Annotated in this window: 20 protein-coding genes and 1 riboswitch; of the genes, 4 read left to right on the plus strand and 16 right to left on the minus strand. The window is 63.5% G+C overall.

Translation table 11 applies throughout. The annotated features are described in order from the left end of the window. Positions 1 to 85: 85 nt before the first annotated feature. The 5 genes from cobF to cobW form a co-directional block, all read right to left on the minus strand. A complete protein-coding gene (cobF, locus tag H3221_RS04750) occupies positions 86 to 847 on the minus strand; it encodes a precorrin-6A synthase (deacetylating) (protein ID WP_196474388.1) in 762 nt (253 codons plus the stop codon). Then, positions 844 to 1,611 (minus strand): vWA domain-containing protein, encoded by a 768-nt coding sequence (locus H3221_RS04755; RefSeq protein ID WP_224490514.1) that lies wholly within the window; start codon positions 1,609 to 1,611, stop codon positions 844 to 846. Before H3221_RS04755 ends, cobF begins: the two co-directional genes overlap by 4 nt. Then, positions 1,593 to 2,594: an ATP-binding protein gene (locus tag H3221_RS04760; RefSeq protein ID WP_196474387.1), complete on the minus strand. Its 1,002-nt coding sequence runs from the start codon at positions 2,592 to 2,594 to the stop codon at positions 1,593 to 1,595. Before H3221_RS04760 ends, H3221_RS04755 begins: the two co-directional genes overlap by 19 nt. 277 nt (positions 2,595 to 2,871) lie before the next feature. Continuing rightward, positions 2,872 to 6,618 (minus strand): cobaltochelatase subunit CobN, encoded by a 3,747-nt coding sequence (gene cobN, locus H3221_RS04765; protein WP_196474386.1) that lies wholly within the window; start codon positions 6,616 to 6,618, stop codon positions 2,872 to 2,874. A 91-nt stretch (positions 6,619 to 6,709) separates the two neighbouring features. Then, positions 6,710 to 7,759, minus strand: a complete 1,050-nt coding sequence (cobW, locus tag H3221_RS04770) for a cobalamin biosynthesis protein CobW (RefSeq protein WP_196474385.1) — start codon at positions 7,757 to 7,759, stop codon at positions 6,710 to 6,712. A 95-nt stretch (positions 7,760 to 7,854) separates the two neighbouring features. Beyond that, a riboswitch (cobalamin riboswitch) is annotated at positions 7,855 to 8,049 on the minus strand. Positions 8,050 to 8,135: 86 nt separating this feature from the next. Between cobW and H3221_RS04775 the strand changes: the two genes are divergently transcribed. Beyond that, complete coding sequence (locus H3221_RS04775; RefSeq protein WP_196474384.1) at positions 8,136 to 8,576, plus strand: cobalamin biosynthesis protein; 441 nt, start codon at positions 8,136 to 8,138, stop codon at positions 8,574 to 8,576. Next, the gene (cobM, locus tag H3221_RS04780) at positions 8,573 to 9,328 is read left to right on the plus strand and encodes a precorrin-4 C(11)-methyltransferase (RefSeq protein WP_196474383.1); all 756 of its coding nucleotides are present in this window, start codon (positions 8,573 to 8,575) and stop codon (positions 9,326 to 9,328) included. The genes H3221_RS04775 and cobM overlap by 4 nt, the downstream gene beginning before the upstream one ends. Positions 9,329 to 9,549: 221 nt before the next feature. Here the strand turns inward: cobM and H3221_RS04785 are convergent, their stop codons facing one another. Further along, the gene (locus tag H3221_RS04785) at positions 9,550 to 9,780 is read right to left on the minus strand and encodes a hypothetical protein (RefSeq protein ID WP_192984214.1); all 231 of its coding nucleotides are present in this window, start codon (positions 9,778 to 9,780) and stop codon (positions 9,550 to 9,552) included. 175 nt (positions 9,781 to 9,955) lie between these two features. Between H3221_RS04785 and H3221_RS04790 the strand changes: the two genes are divergently transcribed. Next, positions 9,956 to 10,168 carry a ParD-like family protein gene (locus H3221_RS04790; RefSeq protein ID WP_192984212.1) on the plus strand — a complete coding sequence of 71 codons (213 nt, stop codon included), beginning with the start codon at positions 9,956 to 9,958 and terminating at the stop codon, positions 10,166 to 10,168. Beyond that, the gene (map, locus tag H3221_RS04795; RefSeq protein ID WP_196474382.1) at positions 10,165 to 10,947 is read left to right on the plus strand and encodes a type I methionyl aminopeptidase; all 783 of its coding nucleotides are present in this window, start codon (positions 10,165 to 10,167) and stop codon (positions 10,945 to 10,947) included. Before H3221_RS04790 ends, map begins: the two co-directional genes overlap by 4 nt. Before the next feature lie 48 nt (positions 10,948 to 10,995). Here map and glmS read toward each other — a convergent pair whose 3' ends face one another. From glmS to H3221_RS04845, 10 genes are all read right to left on the minus strand, one after another. Beyond that, positions 10,996 to 12,846, minus strand: coding sequence for a glutamine--fructose-6-phosphate transaminase (isomerizing) (gene glmS / locus H3221_RS04800; RefSeq protein ID WP_196447277.1), 1,851 nt, complete (start codon positions 12,844 to 12,846; stop codon positions 10,996 to 10,998). A gap of 11 nt (positions 12,847 to 12,857) precedes the next feature. After that, positions 12,858 to 13,628, minus strand: coding sequence for a DeoR/GlpR family DNA-binding transcription regulator (locus tag H3221_RS04805; RefSeq protein ID WP_196447278.1), 771 nt, complete (start codon positions 13,626 to 13,628; stop codon positions 12,858 to 12,860). A 73-nt stretch (positions 13,629 to 13,701) separates the two neighbouring features. Further along, positions 13,702 to 14,313, minus strand: a complete 612-nt coding sequence (locus H3221_RS04810; protein WP_192984202.1) for a LysE family transporter — start codon at positions 14,311 to 14,313, stop codon at positions 13,702 to 13,704. 58 nt (positions 14,314 to 14,371) lie between these two features. Beyond that, positions 14,372 to 15,730 (minus strand): bifunctional UDP-N-acetylglucosamine diphosphorylase/glucosamine-1-phosphate N-acetyltransferase GlmU, encoded by a 1,359-nt coding sequence (gene glmU, locus H3221_RS04815; protein WP_196447279.1) that lies wholly within the window; start codon positions 15,728 to 15,730, stop codon positions 14,372 to 14,374. A 123-nt stretch (positions 15,731 to 15,853) separates the two neighbouring features. Beyond that, on the minus strand, positions 15,854 to 16,288 hold the full coding sequence (locus tag H3221_RS04820) for a F0F1 ATP synthase subunit epsilon (protein ID WP_160018698.1): 435 nt from the start codon (positions 16,286 to 16,288) through the stop codon (positions 15,854 to 15,856). A gap of 79 nt (positions 16,289 to 16,367) precedes the next feature. Further along, positions 16,368 to 17,744: a F0F1 ATP synthase subunit beta gene (gene atpD / locus H3221_RS04825; protein WP_196447280.1), complete on the minus strand. Its 1,377-nt coding sequence runs from the start codon at positions 17,742 to 17,744 to the stop codon at positions 16,368 to 16,370. A 30-nt stretch (positions 17,745 to 17,774) separates the two neighbouring features. Continuing rightward, complete coding sequence (gene atpG / locus H3221_RS04830) at positions 17,775 to 18,638, minus strand: F0F1 ATP synthase subunit gamma (protein ID WP_099525062.1); 864 nt, start codon at positions 18,636 to 18,638, stop codon at positions 17,775 to 17,777. 48 nt (positions 18,639 to 18,686) lie between these two features. Continuing rightward, positions 18,687 to 20,231 carry a F0F1 ATP synthase subunit alpha gene (gene atpA, locus H3221_RS04835; protein ID WP_021487437.1) on the minus strand — a complete coding sequence of 515 codons (1,545 nt, stop codon included), beginning with the start codon at positions 20,229 to 20,231 and terminating at the stop codon, positions 18,687 to 18,689. Positions 20,232 to 20,246: 15 nt separating this feature from the next. Continuing rightward, positions 20,247 to 20,783 (minus strand): F0F1 ATP synthase subunit delta, encoded by a 537-nt coding sequence (locus H3221_RS04840; protein ID WP_074677173.1) that lies wholly within the window; start codon positions 20,781 to 20,783, stop codon positions 20,247 to 20,249. A gap of 12 nt (positions 20,784 to 20,795) precedes the next feature. Further along, the gene (locus H3221_RS04845) at positions 20,796 to 21,266 is read right to left on the minus strand and encodes a F0F1 ATP synthase subunit B (RefSeq protein WP_072425161.1); all 471 of its coding nucleotides are present in this window, start codon (positions 21,264 to 21,266) and stop codon (positions 20,796 to 20,798) included. Positions 21,267 to 21,294 lie beyond the last annotated feature (28 nt).

Raw genomic sequence — 21,294 nt, forward strand, 5'->3', positions numbered from 1 at the left:
TGGATGTAAACAGCGACATCCACCCTACGCACAACAGGCATAGGGTGAGCAACGCTCTTCTTGTCCACCGCTTCAGCCCTCGGCCCTACGCCATACCGTCCTTACGCAGCAGATAACTGTCCATGATCCAGCCATTGCGCTCGCGCGCCTCGGCGCGGGTCATGGCAATGCGTTCAGCCACCTCATCCAGCGGCCCGGCGATGAGGATTTCATCGGTGGTGCCGACGTAGGCGCCCCAGTAGATATGCAGGCCGTGGCCAACGAAGCGGCGGTAGCTGTCCTTGGCGTCGAGCATCACCGCCACGCTGTCCACGCCCTGCGGCCAGCCCTCGGCGAGCAGGCGGCCGGTGGTGATTTCCACGGCGCGGCCGATGCTGTTGAGCGGGATGCGGTGGCGCGCGGTCAGCGCCTGCAGGCTGGTGATGCCAGGTATGACGTCGTAGGTGAAATCACTTCGGCGCGCGGCGATGGCCTCGATGATGCGGATACTGCTGTCGTACAGCGAGGGGTCGCCCCAGACCATGAAGGCTGCCGTCTCGCCATCGGCCATCTGCTCGTCGATCAGTTGCTCGAACACCGCCTGCTTGTCACGGTTGAGTTCATCGACGCTGGCGCGGTAGTCGGCGGCATCGCGTTCACGTTCCGGCTGCTGGCCTTCGGCGAAACGCGGCGTGCGGCCATCGAGAAAGCGTGCGCAGATCTCCCGACGCAGGGCGTTGAGCTTGTGCTTGGCCGCGCCCTTGTCCATCAGGAAGATCACGTCGCTGCGACGCAGCGCCTTGATCGCCTGGAAGGTGATGTAGTCCGGGTCGCCGGCGCCGATGCCGACCAGCAGCAGGGTTTTCATGGGGTTCTCCAGGTAACGGACAACCCGTAGGAGCCGGCTTGCCGGCGATCATCACCCGCGAGGCCAGGTGCCCCCGCAGCTCCTACAGGCAGTAAATCATCGATATGTTGGTACTCGGCCTGCAGCGCCTGCGCCAGCTGGCGGGCGCGGCCCAGGCGGATGGGCGCGCGTTCGGTGTCGAGCAGCAGGGTCGGACACGGCAGCGGCGCGAGCGTTGGCCAGTCGCGCAGGCGGCCATCGGTGAGGATCAGCAGGCGCTGGCGCTCGTGCGGTTTCGCGCGCTGGCGGCGCAGCAGCCAGTCGCCGGCCTGATTCAGCGCGTCGAGCAGCGGCGTACCGCCTCCTGCGCCCAACTCGTGCAACCAGCGATGCAGCTCGGCGCTGGCCTTGCGTCCCTGCCACAGCCACCGAGCTTCGCGGCCACCAGCCTGCAGCACGGCCAGGCGCGCACGCTGGCGATAGGCGCTGTCGAACACTTCGGCGAGCACGCCCTTGGCCCGGCTCAGGGCGCCATGGCGCCGGGTCGAGGCGGAGGCATCGACCAGCACCAGCCAGAGTTCCTCAGCCTGCTGGCTGCGCGGGCGCAGTACCAACTGTTCGCGGCGTTGCGGTCGGCCCTTCCGCAGAGTGGCCGCCCAGTCGATACGACCTTGCGAGCCGCTGCGGGCAGCGCCGCGATGGCCGCCGCCGAGTCGTCCGGGCCGGTTACGGGCATCCGCGCCAGTGGCTGTGCGCGGGCGGATGCTCAGGGCTTTTTTGGCCAGCGCGGCGGCACCCGCCGCTCACCCATGGCCTGCGGCTGCGCCAGCAGTTCGCCCCACTGGCCTTCGCCTTGGCTTTGTTCCTGCGCCTGCTGCGGTGCCGGGCTCTGCTCGGACGGCTTGGCAGCAGGCGGTTGCGACTGGCGACGGCGATGGCGCAGAACGAAATCTTCCACCGCGTCGATATCCACAGGCTCGATAGCCGCCGCGCCACGCCAGGCCGCATGAGCACGGGCAGCGCGCAGCCAGACCAGATCGGCACGCAAGCCATCGACACCAGCAGCGAAGCAGCGTTGGCTGATCTCGCCCAGCGCCGCGTCATCCAGCGGGATATCGGCCAGGCGCTGGCGGGCATTGCGGCAACGTTCGCCCAGGGCGTTCTGCTCATCCTGCCAGCGTTGCAGGAACGTGACGGGATCAGCATCGAACGCCAGGCGACGGCGCACGATCTCGGCACGCTCAGCCGGCTGCGGCTGGCCATCCAGCGCCAGGTTAAGGCCGAAGCGGTCGAGCAGTTGCGGGCGCAACTCGCCCTCTTCGACGTTCATGGTGCCGATCAGCACGAAGCGCGCGGCGTGGCGATGGGAGATGCCGTCGCGCTCGACGTGGTTGATGCCACTGGCGGCGGCATCGAGCAGCAGATCGACCAGATGATCGGGCAGCAGGTTGACCTCATCCACATACAACACGCCGCCATCGGCACGGGCCAGCAGGCCTGGGGAAAACTGCGCGCGGCCCTCGCCGAGGGCCGCATCCAGATCCAGGGTGCCAACGATGCGTTCCTCGCTCGCCCCCAGCGGCAGGGTGACGAAGCGCCCACCGTCAAGCAGATCGGCCAGGCCCCGGGCCAGGGTCGATTTGGCCATGCCACGCGGGCCTTCGATCAGCACGCCGCCAATGGCCGGGTCGATGGCCGCCAGGCACAGCGCCAGCTTCAGCGAATCGGCACCGACCACGGCGGCGAGGGGGAAATGATGTTCGGTCATGGACGTGATCCGTGGATATGTACGTAGCCCGGATGCAATCCGGGGCCTTTGGTCGCGCATTTCCCGGATTGCATCCGGGCTACGGGCTGCATGCCCCCGTAGGGTGGGTTAGCGCCGCAGAACGCCGGTCTTATATCTGCAGAAAACCTCGGCGCGCCGCGTAACCCACCGGGCGATGTAACGCGTTGCGCCAATGGTGGGTTACGCCGCACCCGCTTCAGTGAGTTGGCTGGCAACCGCGCCAGGCGGCTAACCCACCCTACGGAAACGCGTCGCTTCATGACTCCTCACTATCGAGCAACAGATTCTCCAGCGCTTCGCGGTACTCGCCGGGATTCTCCCAAAGGCCGCGCTGCTGGGCCTCCAGCAGGCGCTCGAGAATATCGTTGAGCGCGCCTGGGTTGTGCTGCTGGATAAAGTCGCGGGTATCCCTATCGAGCAGGTAGGCATCGGTCAGCAGCGCGTACTGGTGATCATCGACCAGCTCGCTGGTGGCGTCGAAGGCGAACAGGTAGTCGATGGTCGCGGCCAGCTCGAAGGCGCCCTTGTAGCCGTGGCGCTTCATGCCCTCGATCCACTTGGGGTTGGCGGCGCGGGCACGCACCACGCGATTCAGTTCCTCTTTCAAGGTGCGGATGCGCGGCGTATCCGGCTGGCTGTTGTCACCGAAGTAGCTGGCCACCTTGAGCCCACGCAGGGTCTCCACCGCCGCCAGCATGCCGCCCTGGAACTGGTAGTAGTCGTTGGAATCGAGGATGTCGTGCTCGCGGTTGTCCTGGTTGTGCAGCACCGCCTGCATCTGCTCCAGCCGTTCGATGAAGCGCTGCCGTGCCGGTGCGCCCTCCGCGCCGCTGCCGTAGGCGTAGCCGCCCCAGTTGAGGTAGACCTCGGCCAGGTCGGCGCGACTCTGCCACAGGCGTTCCTCGATGGCGTTCTGCACCCCGGCGCCATAGGCGCCCGGTTTGGCGCCGAACACCCGCCAGCCAGCCTGACGCCGCGCTTCGCCGTCATCCAGGCCGCTGTCCTTGAGCGCCAGCGACTCGCGCCAGACCCGTGCCGACAGTGGATTCATGTCTTCCGGTTCATCCAGGTCGATCACCGCTTGCACGGCGTCGTCGAACAGGCGAATCAGGTTGCTGAAGGCATCGCGGAAGAAGCCAGAGACGCGCAGGGTAACGTCCACCCGGGGCCGACCGAGTTGCTCCAGCGGCAAGACCTCGAAGCGTTCGACGCGCTGGCTGCCTGGCTGCCACACCGGGCGCACGCCCATCAGTGCCAGCGCCTGGGCGATATCGTCGCCGCCGGTACGCATGGTCGCCGTGCCCCACACCGACAGGCCGAGCTGGCGCAGGTGGTCGCCTTCGTCCTGCAGATGGCGCTCCAGCAGGCGGTCAGCCGCCTGCACGCCGAGGCGCCAGGCGGTGGGCGTGGGCAGGTGGCGCACGTCGACGGTGAAGAAGTTGCGCCCGGTAGGCAGCACGTCGACGCGCCCACGGCTCGGTGCGCCGCTCGGCCCGGCGGGCACGAAACGCCCTGCCAGCGCGGCGAGCAGGCCACCCATTTCGGCATCGCCGCAGGCATCCAGCAAAGGCGCGATATGCTCGGTCAGCCCGTCGAGGATCAGCGCCACCTCGGCGCCGAAATCTCCAATGCACTCGCCGGCCAGGCGCTGCTCGATCAACCTCAGCGCCAGCAGCTCCAGGCGCTCGCGGGTGTCGCCGACGCTGCGCCACAGGCTGTTATCCACAGACTGCAATGTCTGTGGACGCAGTCCCTCCCAGGGCAGGCCCATGTCGCAATCCAGCGGGTCGAGGCCCAGCTCCAGGCCACGCGCCAGCGCGCGCAGCAAGCTGGCATTGGCGCCCTGGCCATCGCCACGGGGGATGCGTAGCAGCGCCAGCAGGGTGTCACGGCGTAACTGGCCAGAAGGCGACTCGCCGAACACATGCAGGCCGTCGCGTATCTGCGATTCCTTGAGGTCGCACAGGTAAGCGTCGAGCTGTGGCAGCCAGCTGTCGCCGTCATCGTTGAGTTGCAGGCCCAGCTCGCGGTCGAGGCTGGCCTCGCGCACCTTGGTCAGGATCTCGCCACGCAGCTCCACCGCGCGGCGCTGGTCGAGCTGGCTGGCGTCGTAATACTCGTCCGCCAGACGCTCCAGATCGCGCAGCGGGCCGTAACTCTCGGCACGGGTCAGCGGCGGCATCAGGTGGTCGATGATCACCGCCTGAGTGCGGCGCTTGGCCTGCGCGCCCTCGCCCGGGTCGTTGACGATAAAGGGATAGACGTTGGGCAGCGGGCCGATCAGCGCCTGCGGCCAGCAGTTCTCGGACAGGCCGACGCTCTTGCCCGGCAGCCACTCCAGGTTGCCATGCTTGCCGACGTGGATCAGCGCATCGGCGGCGAACGCCTTACGCAGCCAGGCGTAGAAGGCGATGTAACCATGCGGCGGCACCAGATCGGGGTCGTGATAGACCGCCGCCGGGTCGAGCTGATAGCCGCGCGCCGGCTGGATACCGACGAAGGTCAGGCCGAAGCGCAGGCCGGCGACCATCATCCGTCCGCTGCGGAACATCGGGTCGGCCTGCGGCTCGCCCCAGCGCTCGCGTACTGCCTGCTGATTCTGCTCAGGCAGTCTGTGGAAAAACCTCAGGTAGTCGTCCAGCGCCAGGCTTTGCGCGCAGGGCCGCGAATCCAGGTCATCGAGTTCGTTGGTGACGCCGCCGAGCAGGCTGTGGACAAGTTCGGTACCACTACCCGGCAAGTTATCCACCGGATAGCCCTGTGCCTGAAGCGCGCGGAGGATGTTCAGCGCGGCAGCGGGCGTATCCAGACCCACGCCGTTGCCAATGCGGCCATCGCGGGTCGGGTAGTTGGCCAGGATCAGACCAACTCGCTTCTGATCGTTAGCTTTTAGCGCCAACTGACACCAGTTGTTAGCCAGTTCGGCGATGAAAGCCATACCCGACTCGTGTGCCTGGTAGCACACCACGTCACTCTGGCTACGCTCACTGTGCCAGGCCAGGCCCTTGAAGCTGATGGCGGTGCCGATCAGCCGGCCATCCAGCTCGGGCAGCACCACGTGCATGGCCAGGTCGCGCGAGCCCAGGCCCTGGGCGCTGGCCTGCCATTGCGCCTGGTTGTCCAGCGAGCAGATGGCCTGCAGCACCGGGATATCGCGACGGAACACCCGTGCCTGCGGCGCCTCGGGGTTGGATAGAGCGAAGCCGGTGGTGTTGATGATCAGCGCAGCGCTCATCTCGTCCAGCCAGGCCTGTACCTGATCCAGGCAGGCCGACTCCTTGAGGCTGGCCACGGCGATTGGCAGCGGGTTGAGTCCCTGAGCGACGAGGTGCTCGCAGAAGGCATCGACGAAGGCGGTGTTCGCTGACTGCACATGGTTACGGTAGAACAGCAGCGCCACCAACGGTGCGTCGGGTTGCCATTGCGCGTGCCAGTCAGCCAACTGAGCGGGGCTGTGCTGCGGGTGATAGAGACCAACACGCGGCAGCGGCTGCGGCTCCTGCCAGCTGTCAGCTCGGCCCAGCCAGCGGCTGCCGATGCAGCGGAACAACTGGCGGGCGTTATCCAGCCCGCCCTGGCGCAGGTACTGCCAGAGACGCTGGCTGTCTTCTTCCCCGACGTTGCCGAGTGCATTCAGCTCCGGGTCCGGCTTGTCGTCGCCGGGCACCATGATCACCTTGGCGCCACGCGCCCCCAGTTCCACCAGGCGCTCGACGCCATAGCGCCAGTAGCTGACCCCGCCATGCACCGAGATCAGGATGACCCTGGCGTGCTGCAGCACCTGCTCGACGTAGTAGTCCACCGAGGCGTTGTTGCTCAGCTGCGCCGGGCTGGCCAGGCGCAGGCTGGGGTAGTCGTCCGGCAGTTGCCGGGCGGCTTCGGCCAGCAGGGAGAGATGCGAATCACCCGTGCACAGGATTACCAGCTCGGCAGGCGTCTGGCCAAGATCGGCGATGCTGTCGGCCGGCAATTGAGCGCCGGGCTGGGTGCGTAGAAGATGCATATTCGTTCCGTGGCAGGCGCGAATCGTGGGAGGGGCTTTAGCAGCGACTATCCGCGAACCGAATCGCGGCTAAAGCCCCTCGCACAATCACTCAGGCCAGCGCTGCTTGCAGCTCGGCCTCGATAGCCAGGCGGTCGAGCTGCTGGCCGATCACCACCAGACGACTCACTCGCGGCTCGTCGGCCTGCCAGGCGCGGTCGAAATGACGATCGAAGCGCTGGCCAACACCTTGCACCAGCAGACGCATCGGTTTGCCAGGAATGGCCGCGAACCCCTTTACGCGCAGGATGCCGTACTTGGCCACCGCATCCTTCAACGCGGCAAGTAGGCGCGCCTCCTCGGCTTCCGGTAGTTCCACGTGGAACGAGTCGAATTCCTCGTGATCGTGGTCCTCGTCTTCATCGTCATGATGGGTGCGGCGACTGTCGATATGCAGCTCGGTTTCGCTGTTCAGACCCAGCAGCACGTCCAGCGGCAGCTCGCCGCCGTGCGCCTCGATCACCTTGACCGCCGGCGGCAGCTCCTCGGCAACCTCGGCGCGCACCGCAGCCAGCGCCTCGGCGTCGAGCAGATCGGCCTTGTTGAGGATCACCAGGTCGGCGCTGGCCAGTTGGTCGGCGAACAGCTCGTGCAACGGCGATTCGTGATCCAGATTGGGATCGAGCTTGCGCTGCTCGTCCACCTGATCGGGGAAGGCGGCGAAGGTGCCAGCGGCCACAGCAGGGCTGTCGACCACGGTGATCACCGCATCGACCGTGCAGGCGTTGCGGATTTCCGGCCAGTTGAAGGCTTGCACCAAAGGCTTGGGCAGCGCCAGGCCACTGGTCTCGATAAGGATATGGTCGAGGTCGCCACGGCGCGCCACCAGCTCGCGCATCACCGGGAAGAACTCTTCCTGCACCGTGCAGCACAGGCAGCCGTTGGCCAACTCGAAGACACGGCAGTTGGCCTCCTCCTCGCTGCAGCCGATGGAGCACTGCCTGAGGATCTCGCCATCGATGCCCAGCTCGCCGAACTCGTTGACGATCACCGCGATACGGCGGCCGCCGGCATTGGCCAACAGGTGACGCAGCAGGGTGGTTTTGCCGGCACCGAGAAAACCGGTGACGATGGTGACAGGCAGTTTGGCGAGGGTTTTCATGGATGGCCCCGTGGCGTCGGTAAGTTCGGCGGACGGGTACGCGCAGGCGGGCACGCAAGGGCGCGCTGGCCGCGTCGGATCACCCCGTCCGAGCAGTTGGCTGGTCAATCGAGGCAGGTCTCCTGGCTCACGGTCTGCGCGTTGCGCGCCCTTCACCTTCCCGCCAGAGGCAGTGGTATCTCGAAGGGTTTGAGACCGTTCACAGTTGCGGGGGCAGCCAGGGCATAGACCCTGTTCCCTCTTAGCTCCCCGACGCCGTGCCGGGAAGAACCTCGAAAGCGAGAAGGCTACGCAGGCCTTGGCGGCCGGTCAATCGCGGTTGACCGTTGGAATGCGCCATGGTGAGCTACGCCGCTGCACAGCATGAGCTCCCTTGATGATGCCAAGCCCCTCGAACCCCGGCCCTGACGCCTCGCCCATGGTGGTAGCCGGGCTTGGCTGCAGGCGCGATTGCCCCCGGCAAGACCTGCTCGCCCTGCTCATCCACAGCCTGGCACAGCATGGGCTGACTGTGGATAACCTCGCTGGATTGGCCAGCATCGCCCACAAGTGCGACGAACCGGGGCTGCATGAACTGGCCACGCACCTGAATCTGGAGCTGACATTCTTCACCGCCGAAGCGCTTACGCCCCACCAGCCGGAGAAAGCCGGCAGTCCCCTGATCCGATCCGTAACGGGCAGCCCCGCTGTAGCGGAACCCTGCGCTCTGGCGCTGGCAAGGCGACAGGGCACGGCAGCTCAACTACTGGGCGAGAAAACCCGCACGGCCAACGCCACCTGTGCGTTGGCCACCTTCGATAGAGCACCCGTAGCATGACCGTCTATTTCATCGGCGCCGGCCCCGGCGATCCCGAACTGATCACCGTCAAGGGCCAGCGCCTGATCCGCTCGTGCCCGGTCATTCTGTATGCCGGCTCACTGGTGCCCGAGGCAGTCATTGCAGGCAACAGCGCCGAACAGGTGGTCAACACTGCCGAACTTCACCTTGGCGAAATCATCGAACTGCTGCATCAGGCGCACGAACGCGGCCAGGACGTGGCCCGTGTGCATTCCGGCGACCCATCACTGTACGGCGCCATCGGCGAGCAGATTCGTGAACTGCGTGCTCTGGACATTCCCTTCGAGATCATCCCCGGCGTCACTGCCACCGCTGCCTGCGCGGCGCTGCTGGACAGCGAGCTGACCCTGCCAGGCATCGCCCAGACCGTAATCCTCACCCGCTATGGCACCACCTCGCCAATGCCCGACGGTGAGCAACTGCATGACCTGGCGCGGCACCGCGCAACCATGGCCATTCACCTCGGCGTGCGCCAGCTGCCGGCCATAGTCGCCGAACTGCTGCCGCACTACGGCGCCGACTGCCCTATCGCCGTTATCCACAGAGCCAGTTGGCCGGATCAGGACTGGGTACTGGGCACCCTGGCCGATATCCAGGAGAAGGTCGCCGCCAAGGATTTCCGCCGTACGGCGCTGATTCTGGTCGGCCGCGTGCTCGATCCGGGCGCCTTCGCCGAATCGGCGCTGTACGACGCGGCGCATCGCCACCTCTACCGCCGCGGTATTGATTGAGCTTGGCGAGAAACCGTACAAAGCGCTGAAGGCCTTGCCATATAGGGCTTGCAGATACTTATCAACAGGATAGAAAGCCTGTTATCCAAGCACTCTGTGGATAATGGGCATACAGGCGAGCAGTTTCTGTACAAGTCGCTGAAAGCCCCTGTTTATCAGGGCTTTAGCCAGGTATCACAAGGATATCCACACGTTGATCCACGACAACTGTGAGCAACTATTCAGAGCTGCACCTCGACCCGCTTGATACCCAGCACCCGCAGTTCCGGCATCAACTCATCAAGACTGGCAAAGGTCTCGACCTGATCGGCCTCATCCACCAGAAAGAAGCTACGCCCCGCGTCCTTCTTGAAGAATACGATCCACTCAGCGGTATTGGCCGGGTTGACCATGACCTGGGTGTCGAACACAACACCCTCGGTCGTTCTGCGTTTCACATCGCTACGCTTCATCCTCTCTCCTGTTCCAGCGCGACTCAGGCGACCCGACTGCCGCTTATAAGCAGCGGATACGGCCCCCAGTGTAATGGATGAGGGAAGGCACGCCCTGCCGGTTAATGATCGACACGTGATTTCAGGCCCACACTTATATATGATTCATATACGAAACATATATAAGGAGATTTTCATGGGCATCGTCAACATCGATGACGAGCTGCACGAGCAGATACGCAGGGCAAGCAGCGTGTCGGGCCGCTCTATCAATGCCCAGGCAGGTTTCTGGATTCGCATCGGCATGCTCTGCGAGATGAACCCGACGCAGAGCTTCAACGAAGTGATCGCAGCCGAGATGCGTGCAGCTGGCGTGGTGGCTCCGCCAAGAATGGCGGACGCCTCATGAGCAAGACGCCGCAACAGATCACCCTTATGGCGGAGTCCGGCAGATTGCTGGCGTCCGTGTTCGGCTATCTGGATCGCCTGGAACTACTTGGCATGTCCACTCTGCAGGTCAACGACCTTGTGGATAACTACATCGTGGACGAACTCAAGGCGCGCCCGGCGAGCAAGGGACAGTATGGTTTCGCCTACGCCATGAACACGTCGCGCAACGAGGTGGTGTGCCATGGCGTACCCAGCGCCGACGATATCCTGCGCGACGGCGACCTGGTGAACTTCGACATCACCCTGGAGAAGAACGGCTACATCGCCGATTCGAGCAAGACCTATCTGATCGGAGAGGTGTCGGACCAGGCGCGTCAACTGGCCCAGGTCACCTATGAGGCCATGTGCAAAGGCATCGAAGTCGTCAAACCCGGCGCCCGGCTCGGCGATATCGGCCACGCCATCGAACGGCATGCCCGTGCCCATCGCTACTCCGTGGTCAGGGAGTACTGCGGCCACGGCATCGGCCGGGAAATGCACGAGCCCCCCGAAGTGCTGCACTGGGGCAAAGCCGGTACCGGCCTGACGCTGCGCGAAGGCATGACCTTTACCATCGAACCCATGCTCAACCGGGGAACTGAGGATGTACGCACGCTGCGCGACGGCTGGACGGTGGTGACCCGCGACGGCCAGCTCTCGGCGCAATTCGAACACACCGTGGCGGTCACCCGAGACGGCGTTCGCGTACTTACGCTGCGCCCCGAAGAGCTCCACCTGAGCAGGATTTCGGCGTGTTAGAAACGCAAAAGCCCGTCCAGATGGACGGGCTTTTCTTCGCCAGCGGTCTTATTCGACCGTGACGCTCTTGGCCAAATTGCGCGGCTGATCGACGTCGGTGCCCTTGAGTACAGCGACGTAGTACGACAGCAGTTGCAGCGGCACGGTGTAGAGGATCGGTGCGAGCAGGTCATGGATATGCGGCATGGCAACGACGTGGGTGCCCTCACCATTGCTCATGCCGGCCTGCTGGTCGGCGAAGACGATCAGCTCGCCGCCACGGGCGCGGACTTCCTGCAGGTTGGACTTGAGCTTTTCCAGCAGCTCGTTGTTCGGCGCCACGGTAACCACCGGCATGTCGGCATCCACCAGCGCCAGCGGGCCATGCTTGAGCTCACCGGCCGGATAGGCCTCGGCGTGGATATAGGAGATTTCCTTGAGCTTGAGCGCGCCTTCCATGGCCACTGGATACTGCGCGCCACGACCGAGGAACAGGCTGTGGTGCTTCTCGGCGAACAGTTCGGCGATCTTCTCCACGGTCTTGTCCATGGCCAGCGCTTCGCCCAGACGGGTCGGCAGGCGACGCAATTCTTCCACCAGCTCGGCAGCCAGCGCCTTGTCGAGGCTGCCGTGCACCTGGCCGAGGGCCAGGGTCAGCAGCATCAGCCCGACCAGCTGGGTGGTGAAGGCCTTGGTCGAGGCCACACCGATTTCCGGGCCGGCCTGAGTCAGCAGGCACAGGTCGGATTCGCGCACCAGCGAGCTGGTGCCGACGTTGCAGATCACCAGGCTGGCCAGGTAGCCGCCCTGCCCTGGTGCCTTCTCCTTGGCGTTGCGCAATGCGGCCAGGGTGTCGGCGGTTTCACCGGACTGCGAGACACTGACGAACAGGGTATCAGGCTGCACCACCACCTTGCGGTAGCGGAACTCGCTGGCCACCTCGACCTGGCAGGGAATGCCGGCCAGCTCTTCCAGCCAGTAACGGGCAACCATGCCGGCGTGGTAGCTGGTGCCGCAGGCAACGATCTGTACGTTCTTCACCTTGGCGAACAGCTCGGCAGCCTGCGGGCCAAAGGCCTGCACCAGTACGTGATCGCTGCCCAGACGTCCTTCCAGGGTGCGTTGCACCACCTTGGGCTGCTCGTGGATTTCCTTGAGCATGAAGTGGCGGTATTCGCCCTTGTCGGCGGCTTCGGCGCCTTCGTGGTACTGCACCGCTTCGCGCTCTACCGACTGACCGCTAGCGTCCCAGATCTGCACGCCGTCGCGGCGAATCTCGGCGATATCCCCTTCTTCCAGGTACATGAAGCGGTCGGTCACCTGGCGCAGGGCCAACTGGTCGGAGGCGAGGAAGTTCTCACCCAGGCCCAGGCCGATCACCAACGGGCTACCACTGCGGGCGGCGAGCAGGCGATCCGGTTGTTTGGCGCTGATCACCGCCAAACCATAGGCACCATGCAACTCGGGAATCGCGGCCTTGAGCGCGGCAGCGAGATCGCCGAGCTCTCGCAGCTTGTGCTCGAGCAGGTGGACGATGGTTTCGGTGTCGGTATCGGAGGTGAAGACGTAGCCCAGGCCCTTGAGGCGCTCGCGCAGCTCTTCGTGGTTCTCGATGATGCCGTTGTGCACCACGGCCAACTCATGGCCAGAGAAGTGTGGGTGAGCGTTGCGCTCGCTCGGCGCACCGTGGGTGGCCCAACGGGTGTGGGCGATGCCCAGACGCCCCGCCAGCGGTTCGGCCTGCAGCGCGGTCTGCAGTTCGCTGACCTTGCCGACGCGGCGGCGGCGATCCAGCGCGCCCTGCTCGGTCAGCAGTGCTACACCGGCGCTGTCGTAGCCGCGGTATTCCAGGCGCTTGAGGCCTTCCACTAGAACAGGGGTGATATTGCGCTCCGCGATGGCGCCGACGATTCCACACATGGTTTATCTCCTCAAGTTTCCAGCGGCGCGAGAATCAGCTGGATGCCGCGCGCGCTTATCTGTTCGGCAGCCTGGGAATCCAGGCGCTCGTCGGTAATCAAGGTACGGAAGCTGCTCCAGGGCAGTTCCAGATTGGGTATGCGCCGGCCGATCTTGTCGCTCTCGACCATGACGATGACTTCTCGGGCCACTTCGGCCATCACCCGCGACAAACCGAGCAGCTCGTTGAAGGTGGTGGTGCCACGCTCCAGGTCGATGCCATCAGCGCCGATGAACAGTTGGTCGAAGTCGTAGGAACGCAGCACCTGCTCGGCTACCTGGCCCTGGAAGGATTCCGAGTGCGGGTCCCAGGTGCCACCGGTCATCAGCAACACCGGCTCGTGCTCGAGTTCGCGCAGGGCATTGGCGACGCCCAGCGAGTTGGTCATCACCACCAGCCCCGGCTTGTGGCCGAGCTGGGGGATCATCGCTGCCGTGGTGGTGCCGCTGTCGATGATGATGCGCGCGTGCTCGCGAATCCGCGCCACACCGGCACGGGCGATCGCCTGCTTGTAGGGAGAGATGGGCTGCGTCGACTCGCCGATGAGCTCCTGCGGTACTGGCACCGCACCGCCATAGCGACGCAGCAGCAGACCGTTCTTCTCCAGGGCGGCGAGGTCCTTGCGAATCGTCACTTCGCTGGTGGCGAAGTGCTGCGCCAGGGCGTCCACCGACACTTCACCCTGCTCGGCGAGCATGGCGAGGATGGTGTGGCGACGTTGCGGCGTGTTGCGCTTCGACATGTTTAAGTTTCGATTCGAAAGATAATGGCGCGAATCAAAACATATGATCGAAATGCCCGCAAGCGTCCGCTGGTCAGTTCAGCGTCAGTTTGACGCCGAAACCGATCAGGCAAAGCCCAGCAAATTTCTCCAGACCACGCGCGATACGGGGATTTGCGCGCATGCGCTCGGCGAGAAAGTGCGTCAGCAGCACGATCAACAAGCCGTAGAGAAAGGTCAGTGCCATGATGGTCACAGCCATGAAACCGAAAGTAATCAACCCCTGATGGCGCTGCGGATCGATGAACAGAGGGAAGAAGGCCATGTAGAAGATGATGGCCTTGGGGTTGAAGACGGTGATCACCAGGGTTTGCCACAGGTATCGCCGCGGCTTGATGTCCAGCGTCGGCGCCGCACCAGGCTTGGCCAGGATCATGCGCAGGCCGAGGTAGACCAGATAGCCGGCGCCAAGCCACTGCACCACATGGAAGGCTGCCGGATAGGCCTTGAGCAGCGCGGCGACCCCGGCCACCGCCAACCACAGCAGCACCTGGTCGCCGAGCATGATTCCGAAGGTCGAAGCCAGCCCGCCGCGAATCCCGCCCTTGCCCGTGGACAGGATCAACGCCAGGTTACCCGGCCCGGGAATGGCCAGCAGGATGATGAAGGCCACCACGAAGGCGGGGTAATCCGTCACACCGAACATACAGGACTGCCTCCGGCAGGTTATCCACAGGCCTGGTCACCCCCAGGCCAGAGCGGGTTCACTTCTTGGTGGGGCGCTTCCAGCCTTCGATATTGCGCTGCTTGGCACGGCCTACTGCCAGCGTATCCGCAGGCACATCGCTGGTCACTACCGAACCGGCACCGGTGGTCGCGCGGTCGCCCAGCGTAACCGGTGCGACCAGCGCACTGTTGGAACCAATGAAGACATCCTCGCCCATTACCGTGCGGAATTTGTTGGCACCGTCGTAGTTGCAGGTGATGGTGCCGGCACCGATATTCGTCCGCGCACCGATCTCGGCATCGCCCAGGTAGCTCAGGTGACCGGCCTTGGCGCCCTGGCCCAGCACCGCGTTCTTCAGTTCGACGAAGTTACCCACATGGGCCTTGGCGCCCAGTCTGGTGCCCGGACGCAGGCGAGCGAACGGGCCGCAATCGGCGCCCTCGCCCATCTCGGCACCGTCCAGGTGGCTGTTGGCTTTGACGATAGCGCCCCTGCGCAGCACCGAGTCCTTGATCACGCAGTTCGGGCCGATCTGCACATCGTCCTCGATGATCACGCGGCCTTCGAGGATGACGTTGATGTCGATGGTCACGTCGCGGCCGACGCTGACTTCACCACGCACATCGAAGCGATGCGGATCGCGCAGGGTGACGCCCTGGGCCATCAGGCGGCGGGCCATGCGCTGCTGGTAATGGCATTCGAGCTGAGCCAGCTGGATGCGGTCATTTGCACCCAGCACTTCCATTTCGTCGGCAGCGCGCTCAGTGGCCACCACCAGACCGTCGGCCACCGCCATGGCGATCACGTCGGTCAGGTAGTACTCGCCCTGGGCATTGCTGTTGGACAGACGCCCGAGCCAGTCGGCCAGGCGCTTGCCCGGCACGGCGAGGATGCCGGTATTGCCTTCGCGGATCTGCCGTTGCACCTCGCTGGCATCCTTGTGCTCGACGATCGCCTGCACCCCGCCATCGGCGTCACGCACGATGCGGCCGTAGCCCGTCGGGTCGGCCAGCTCGACGGTGAGCAGGCCCAGCTGATCATCGCTGACCAGGGCCATCAGCCGCTGCAGAGTGGCAGTTTCGATCAGCGGTACATCGCCGTAGAGAATCAGTACGGTATCGGCGTTGAGCTGCGGCAGAGCCTGAGCCACGGCGTGACCGGTGCCGAGCTGCTCGGCCTGGATGACGAAATTCAGGTCATCGGCGGCCAGACGCTCACGCACGGTGTCGGCGCCATGACCGATCACCACCTGGATGCTTTGCGGCTGCAGGCTGCGTGCAGTGTCGATGACATGACCCAGCATGGGTTTGTCGGCGACCGGGTGCAGCACCTTGGGCAAAGCGGAACGCATCCGCGTGCCCTGGCCAGCGGCAAGAATGACGATATCCAGACTCATAGAAAGCTCCTTGCTGGGCAAGAGTTGGCCGCGGCCAGAGAGCCGCGCGAAGAAAACGCTATTTTGCCAGAAACGCAAAGGGGCGACCTAAGTCGCCCCTTTGCGTGATACCGCGATACGCGATCAGCGGCTGCGGCCGCCGAACTTCTTGCGCATCTCGTCGATGGTGCGCAGCTGGGCAGCAGCCTCGGCCAGGCGTGCCGAAGCACTGCCGTAGTCGAACTCGGTGCCCTTCTCGCTCAGCGCCTTCTCGGCCGCCTTGCGCGCCTCGATGGCAGCGGCTTCATCCAGGTCGCCGGCACGAACGGCGGTGTCGGCAAGAACCTTCACCATGCTCGGCTGAACTTCCAGGAAGCCACCGGAGATGTAGAACACCTCCTCGGTGCCACCCTGCTTGATCACTCGCACCGGACCCGGCTTGAGATCGGTCAGCAGCGGGGTGTGGCCCGGCAGGATACCCAGGTCACCAAGGTGACCGTGGGCGATGACCATTTCCACCAGCCCCGAGAACAGCTCTTCTTCCGCACTGACGATATCGCAGTGGACTGACATAGCCATAACAATGCCTCGGTTGAGAGGCCGGATCAGGCTGCTGCCCGCTCCGGCCCGGACGCCCCCTGGGGGGCGCACCCGTTACTTACAGTTTCTTGGCTTTCTCGATGGCTTCGTCGATGCCGCCTACCATGTAGAACGCTTGTTCCGGCAGGTGGTCGTAGTCGCCTTTGAGAATGCCGCTGAAGCCGGCAATGGTGTCCTTAAGGGACACGTACTTGCCCGGGGCACCGGTGAAGACTTCAGCCACGAAGAACGGCTGGGACAGGAAGCGCTGGATCTTACGAGCGCGCGATACCAGCTGCTTGTCGTCTTCGGACAGTTCGTCCATACCCAGGATCGCGATGATGTCCTTCAGCTCCTTGTAGCGCTGCAGAACATACTGAACGCCACGAGCGGTCTCGTAGTGCTCCTGGCCGATCACGTTCGGGTCCAGCTGACGGCTGGTGGAGTCCAGCGGGTCAACGGCCGGGTAGATACCCAGGGAAGCGATGTCACGGGACAGAACGACGGTGGCGTCCAAGTGGGCGAAGGTGGTCGCCGGGCTCGGGTCGGTCAGGTCGTCCGCAGGTACGTATACAGCCTGGATCGAGGTGATCGAGCCTTTCTTGGTGGAGGTAATACGCTCCTGCAGAACGCCCATCTCCTCGGCCAGAGTCGGCTGGTAACCTACTGCCGACGGCATACGGCCGAGCAGTGCGGATACTTCGGTACCGGCGAGGGTGTAACGGTAGATGTTGTCGACGAACAGCAGAACGTCACGACCTTCGTCACGGAACTTCTCGGCCATGGTCAGGCCGGTCAGCGCTACGCGCAGACGGTTGCCTGGTGGCTCGTTCATCTGACCGTAGACCAGGGCTACCTTGTCGAGAACGTTGGAGTCCTTCATCTCGTGGTAGAAGTCGTTACCCTCACGAGTACGCTCACCCACACCGGCGAACACGGAATAACCGCTGTGCTCGATGGCGATGTTACGGATCAGTTCCATCATGTTCACGGTCTTGCCGACACCGGCACCACCGAACAGACCGACTTTACCGCCCTTGGCGAACGGGCAGACCAGGTCGATAACCTTGATGCCGGTTTCCAGCAGCTCGTTGGAGCCAGCCTGTTCGGCATAGCTCGGCGCAGGGCGGTGGATTTCCCACTGCTCTTCTTCACCGATGGGGCCGGCTTCGTCGATCGGGTTGCCCAGCACGTCCATGATCCGGCCCAGGGTCGCTTTACCGACCGGTACGGAGATGGCCTTGCCAGAGCTGGTGACGTCCAGGCCACGCTTGAGGCCTTCGGTCGAACCCATCGCAATGGTACGTACCACGCCGTCGCCCAGCTGCTGCTGAACTTCCAGGGTGGTTTCGGCGCCAACTACTTTCAGCGCTTCATAAACACTCGGCACCTTGTCACGCGGGAATTCCACGTCGATGACGGCGCCGATGATTTGAACGATACGTCCGCTACTCATCTTTGGTTCCTCTGAATATTTGAACCGTTCTTAAACCGCGGCAGCGCCGCCGACGATTTCCGAAATTTCCTGGGTGATCGCTGCCTGACGAGCCTTGTTGTAAACCAGCTGCAGGTCTTTGATGAGATCACCGGCGTTGTCGGTGGCGTTCTTCATCGCGATCATCCGCGCAGCCTGTTCGCACGCGCTGTTCTCGACCACGGACTGATAGACCTGCGACTCGACGTAGCGTACCAGCAGCGCATCCAGCAATTGCTGGGCGTCCGGCTCGTACACGTAGTCCCACAGACCTTTCTGTACACCTTGCGCATCGCTTGCGGCCAACGGCAACAACTGCTGCACTTCCGGCTTCTGCGTCATGGTGTTGACGAACTTGTTCGACACCAGATACAGACGGTCGATACGGCCCTCGGCGTAGGCATCCAGCACGACCTTGACACTACCGATCAGGTCGTTGATGGACGGCTCTTCACCCAGCTTGCTGATGGCGGCAACCACATTGCCCCCGTTGCTGCGGAAGAAGCTCGCGCCTTTGCTGCCCACCACGCAGAAATCAGCCTCGACCTTCTGGTCGCGCCATTCCTTCAGGCTTCTGAGCAGCGCCTTGAACAGGTTGATGTTCAAGCCACCACACAGACCACGGTCCGAGGTCACCACGATATAACCGACGCGCTTTACATCACGCTCCACCATGAACGAGTGGCGGTATTCCGGGTTCGCCTTGGCCAGGTGACCGATCACCTGACGAATACGCTCAGCGTAGGGGCGACCGGCAGCCATGCGCTGTTGAGCCTTGCGCATTTTGCTGACCGCCACTTTTTCCATGGCGCTGGTGATCTTTTGCGTGCTTTTGATGCTCGCAATCTTGCTGCGAATCTCTTTTGCGCCTGCCATTTCACACCTTTTGGTTCAAGCAGGCGGGGGCCGAAGCCCCCGCTGCGGTTACCAGGTTTGGGTGGCCTTGAACTTCTCGATACCGGCTTTCAGGCCAGCGTCGATTTCGTCGTTGAAGTCACCCTTCTCGTTGATCTTCGCCATCAGGTCGGCGTGATCACGCTTGAAGAAGGCGATCAGGGCCTGCTCGAAGCTGATGATCTTGGCGACTTCGACGTCCTGCAGGAAGCCGCGCTCGGCTGCGTACAGTGACACCGACATTTCGGCAATGGACATCGGCGCATACTGCTTCTGCTTCATCAGCTCAGTGACGCGCTGACCATGCTCGAGCTGCTTGCGGGTGGCTTCGTCCAGGTCAGAAGCGAACTGGGCGAAGGCCGCCAGTTCACGGTACTGAGCCAGAGCGGTACGGATGCCACCGGAAAGCTTCTTGATGATCTTGGTCTGAGCCGCGCCACCCACACGGGATACCGAGATACCGGCGTTGACGGCCGGACGGATACCCGAGTTGAACATGGCCGATTCCAGGAAGATCTGACCGTCGGTGATCGAGATCACGTTGGTCGGAACGAACGCGGAAACGTCACCGGCCTGGGTTTCGATGATCGGCAGAGCGGTCAGGGAACCGGTCTTGCCCTTCACGGCGCCATTGGTGAACTTCTCGACGTACTCTTCGGAAACGCGGGAAGCGCGCTCCAGCAGACGGCTGTGGAGATAGAACACGTCGCCCGGGTAGGCTTCACGGCCTGGCGGACGGCGCAGCAGCAGGGAGATCTGACGGTAGGCAACGGCCTGCTTGGACAGGTCGTCGTACACGATCAGGGCATCTTCACCGCGGTCGCGGAAGTATTCGCCCATGGTGCAACCGGAGTACGGCGCCAGGAACTGCAGGGCAGCGGATTCGGAAGCCGAAGCTGCAACCACGATGGTGTTGGCCAGCGCGCCAGCTTCTTCCAGCTTGCGTACCACGTTGGCGATGGTCGATTGCTTCTGACCAATGGCGACGTAGACGCAACGGATGCCGCTGTCTTTCTGGTTGATGATGGCGTCGACGGCCAGAGCCGTCTTACCGATCTGACGGTCACCGATGATCAGCTCGCGCTGGCCACGGCCTACCGGGATCATGGCATCGACCGACTTGTAACCGGTCTGCACCGGCTGGTCGACCGACTTACGCCAGATCACGCCCGGCGCAACCTTTTCAACGGCGTCAGTAGCGGCGGCGTTGATCGGGCCTTTGCCATCGATCGGGTTGCCCAGTGCGTCGACCACACGACCCAGCAGCTCCGGACCAACCGGAACTTCAAGGATGCGACCGGTGCACTTGGCGCTCATGCCTTCGGCGAGGGTCAGGTAACCACCCAGTACTACGGCACCTACGGAGTCTTGCTCCAGGTTCAGGGCCATGCCGTACACGCCACCAGGGAATTCGATCATCTCACCGTACATGACGTCGGCGAGGCCGTAGATGCGCACGATACCGTCGGAAACGCTGACGATGGTGCCTTCATTACGGGCTTGAGCGGATACATCAAGCGACTCAATGCGCTGCTTGATGATTTCGCTAATTTCGGAAGGATTCAATTGCTGCATGCCAGTTCCCTCAAATCAGGATTTCAACGCTTCGGCCAGCTTGTTCAGCTTGCCGCGGACCGAACCGTCGATGACCAGGTCACCTGCACGAATGACAACACCGCCGATCAGGGCGGGATTGACCACGGGCGTGGGCTGGACGGTGCGATCGAGCCGCTTGGAAAGGGCGGCAGCCAGAGTTTGCAATTGCTCAGCACTGAGTTCGAAAGCCGACTCGACCTCGACATCGAGGGCGCGTTCGGCTTCAGCCTTCAGTACAGCGAATTGTTCGCGTACTACCGGCAACAGCGACAGTCGGTCGTTGCTGCCCAGCGAGCGCAGGAAGTTGCTGAACGAAGCGTCGATGTGACCGGCACAGAGCTGCGCCAGCACATTGACTTTCTGCTCATCGGTCAACGCCGGGTTGACCAACTGCTGAGCCATGGCCGGCGCTTGAACCGCGGCCGCGGACAGCGACAGCATGTTCAGCCAGGCATCGGCCTGCTGTGCAGCACTGGCAAACTCAAACGCAGCTTTCGCGTAGGGCCGAGCGAGCGTGTTGGTATTGATCATCGCGAGCCTCGCTTAGAGTTGAGAGGCCAGTTTTGCGACCAGATCGTTGTGCGCAGCGCCGTCCACGGAGGACTGCAGGATCTGCTCGGCGCCGGTGACAGCCAGAGCTGCTACCTGCGAACGCAGTTGATCCTTGGCACGGTTCACTTCCAGATCGATTTCGGCTTTGGCGCCAGCGATCAGCTTTTCACCTTCAGAGCGGGCCTGGGCCTTGGCTTCTTCGACGATTGCGTTGGCGGTCTTGTTCGCCCGATCGAGAATCTCGGCAGCTTGCTCTTTGGTTTCACGAAGCATCTGGGCAGCGCGTTCCTGGGCCAACTGCAGATCGCGCTCAGCGCGCCCGGCAGCATCCAGACCTTCTGCGATTTTCTTCTGGCGTTCCTGCATGGCCAGCGTCAGCGGCGGCCATACGAACTTCATGCAGAACCAGACGAAAATAGCGAAGGCAATCGTTTGACCGAACAGGGTCAGGTTAATGTTCACAGCGATTTACCTCGTGCTATCTCGTGTT

Source organism: Pseudomonas chaetocerotis, assembly GCF_015712105.2.
Lineage (GTDB): Bacteria > Pseudomonadota > Gammaproteobacteria > Pseudomonadales > Pseudomonadaceae > Aquipseudomonas > Aquipseudomonas chaetocerotis.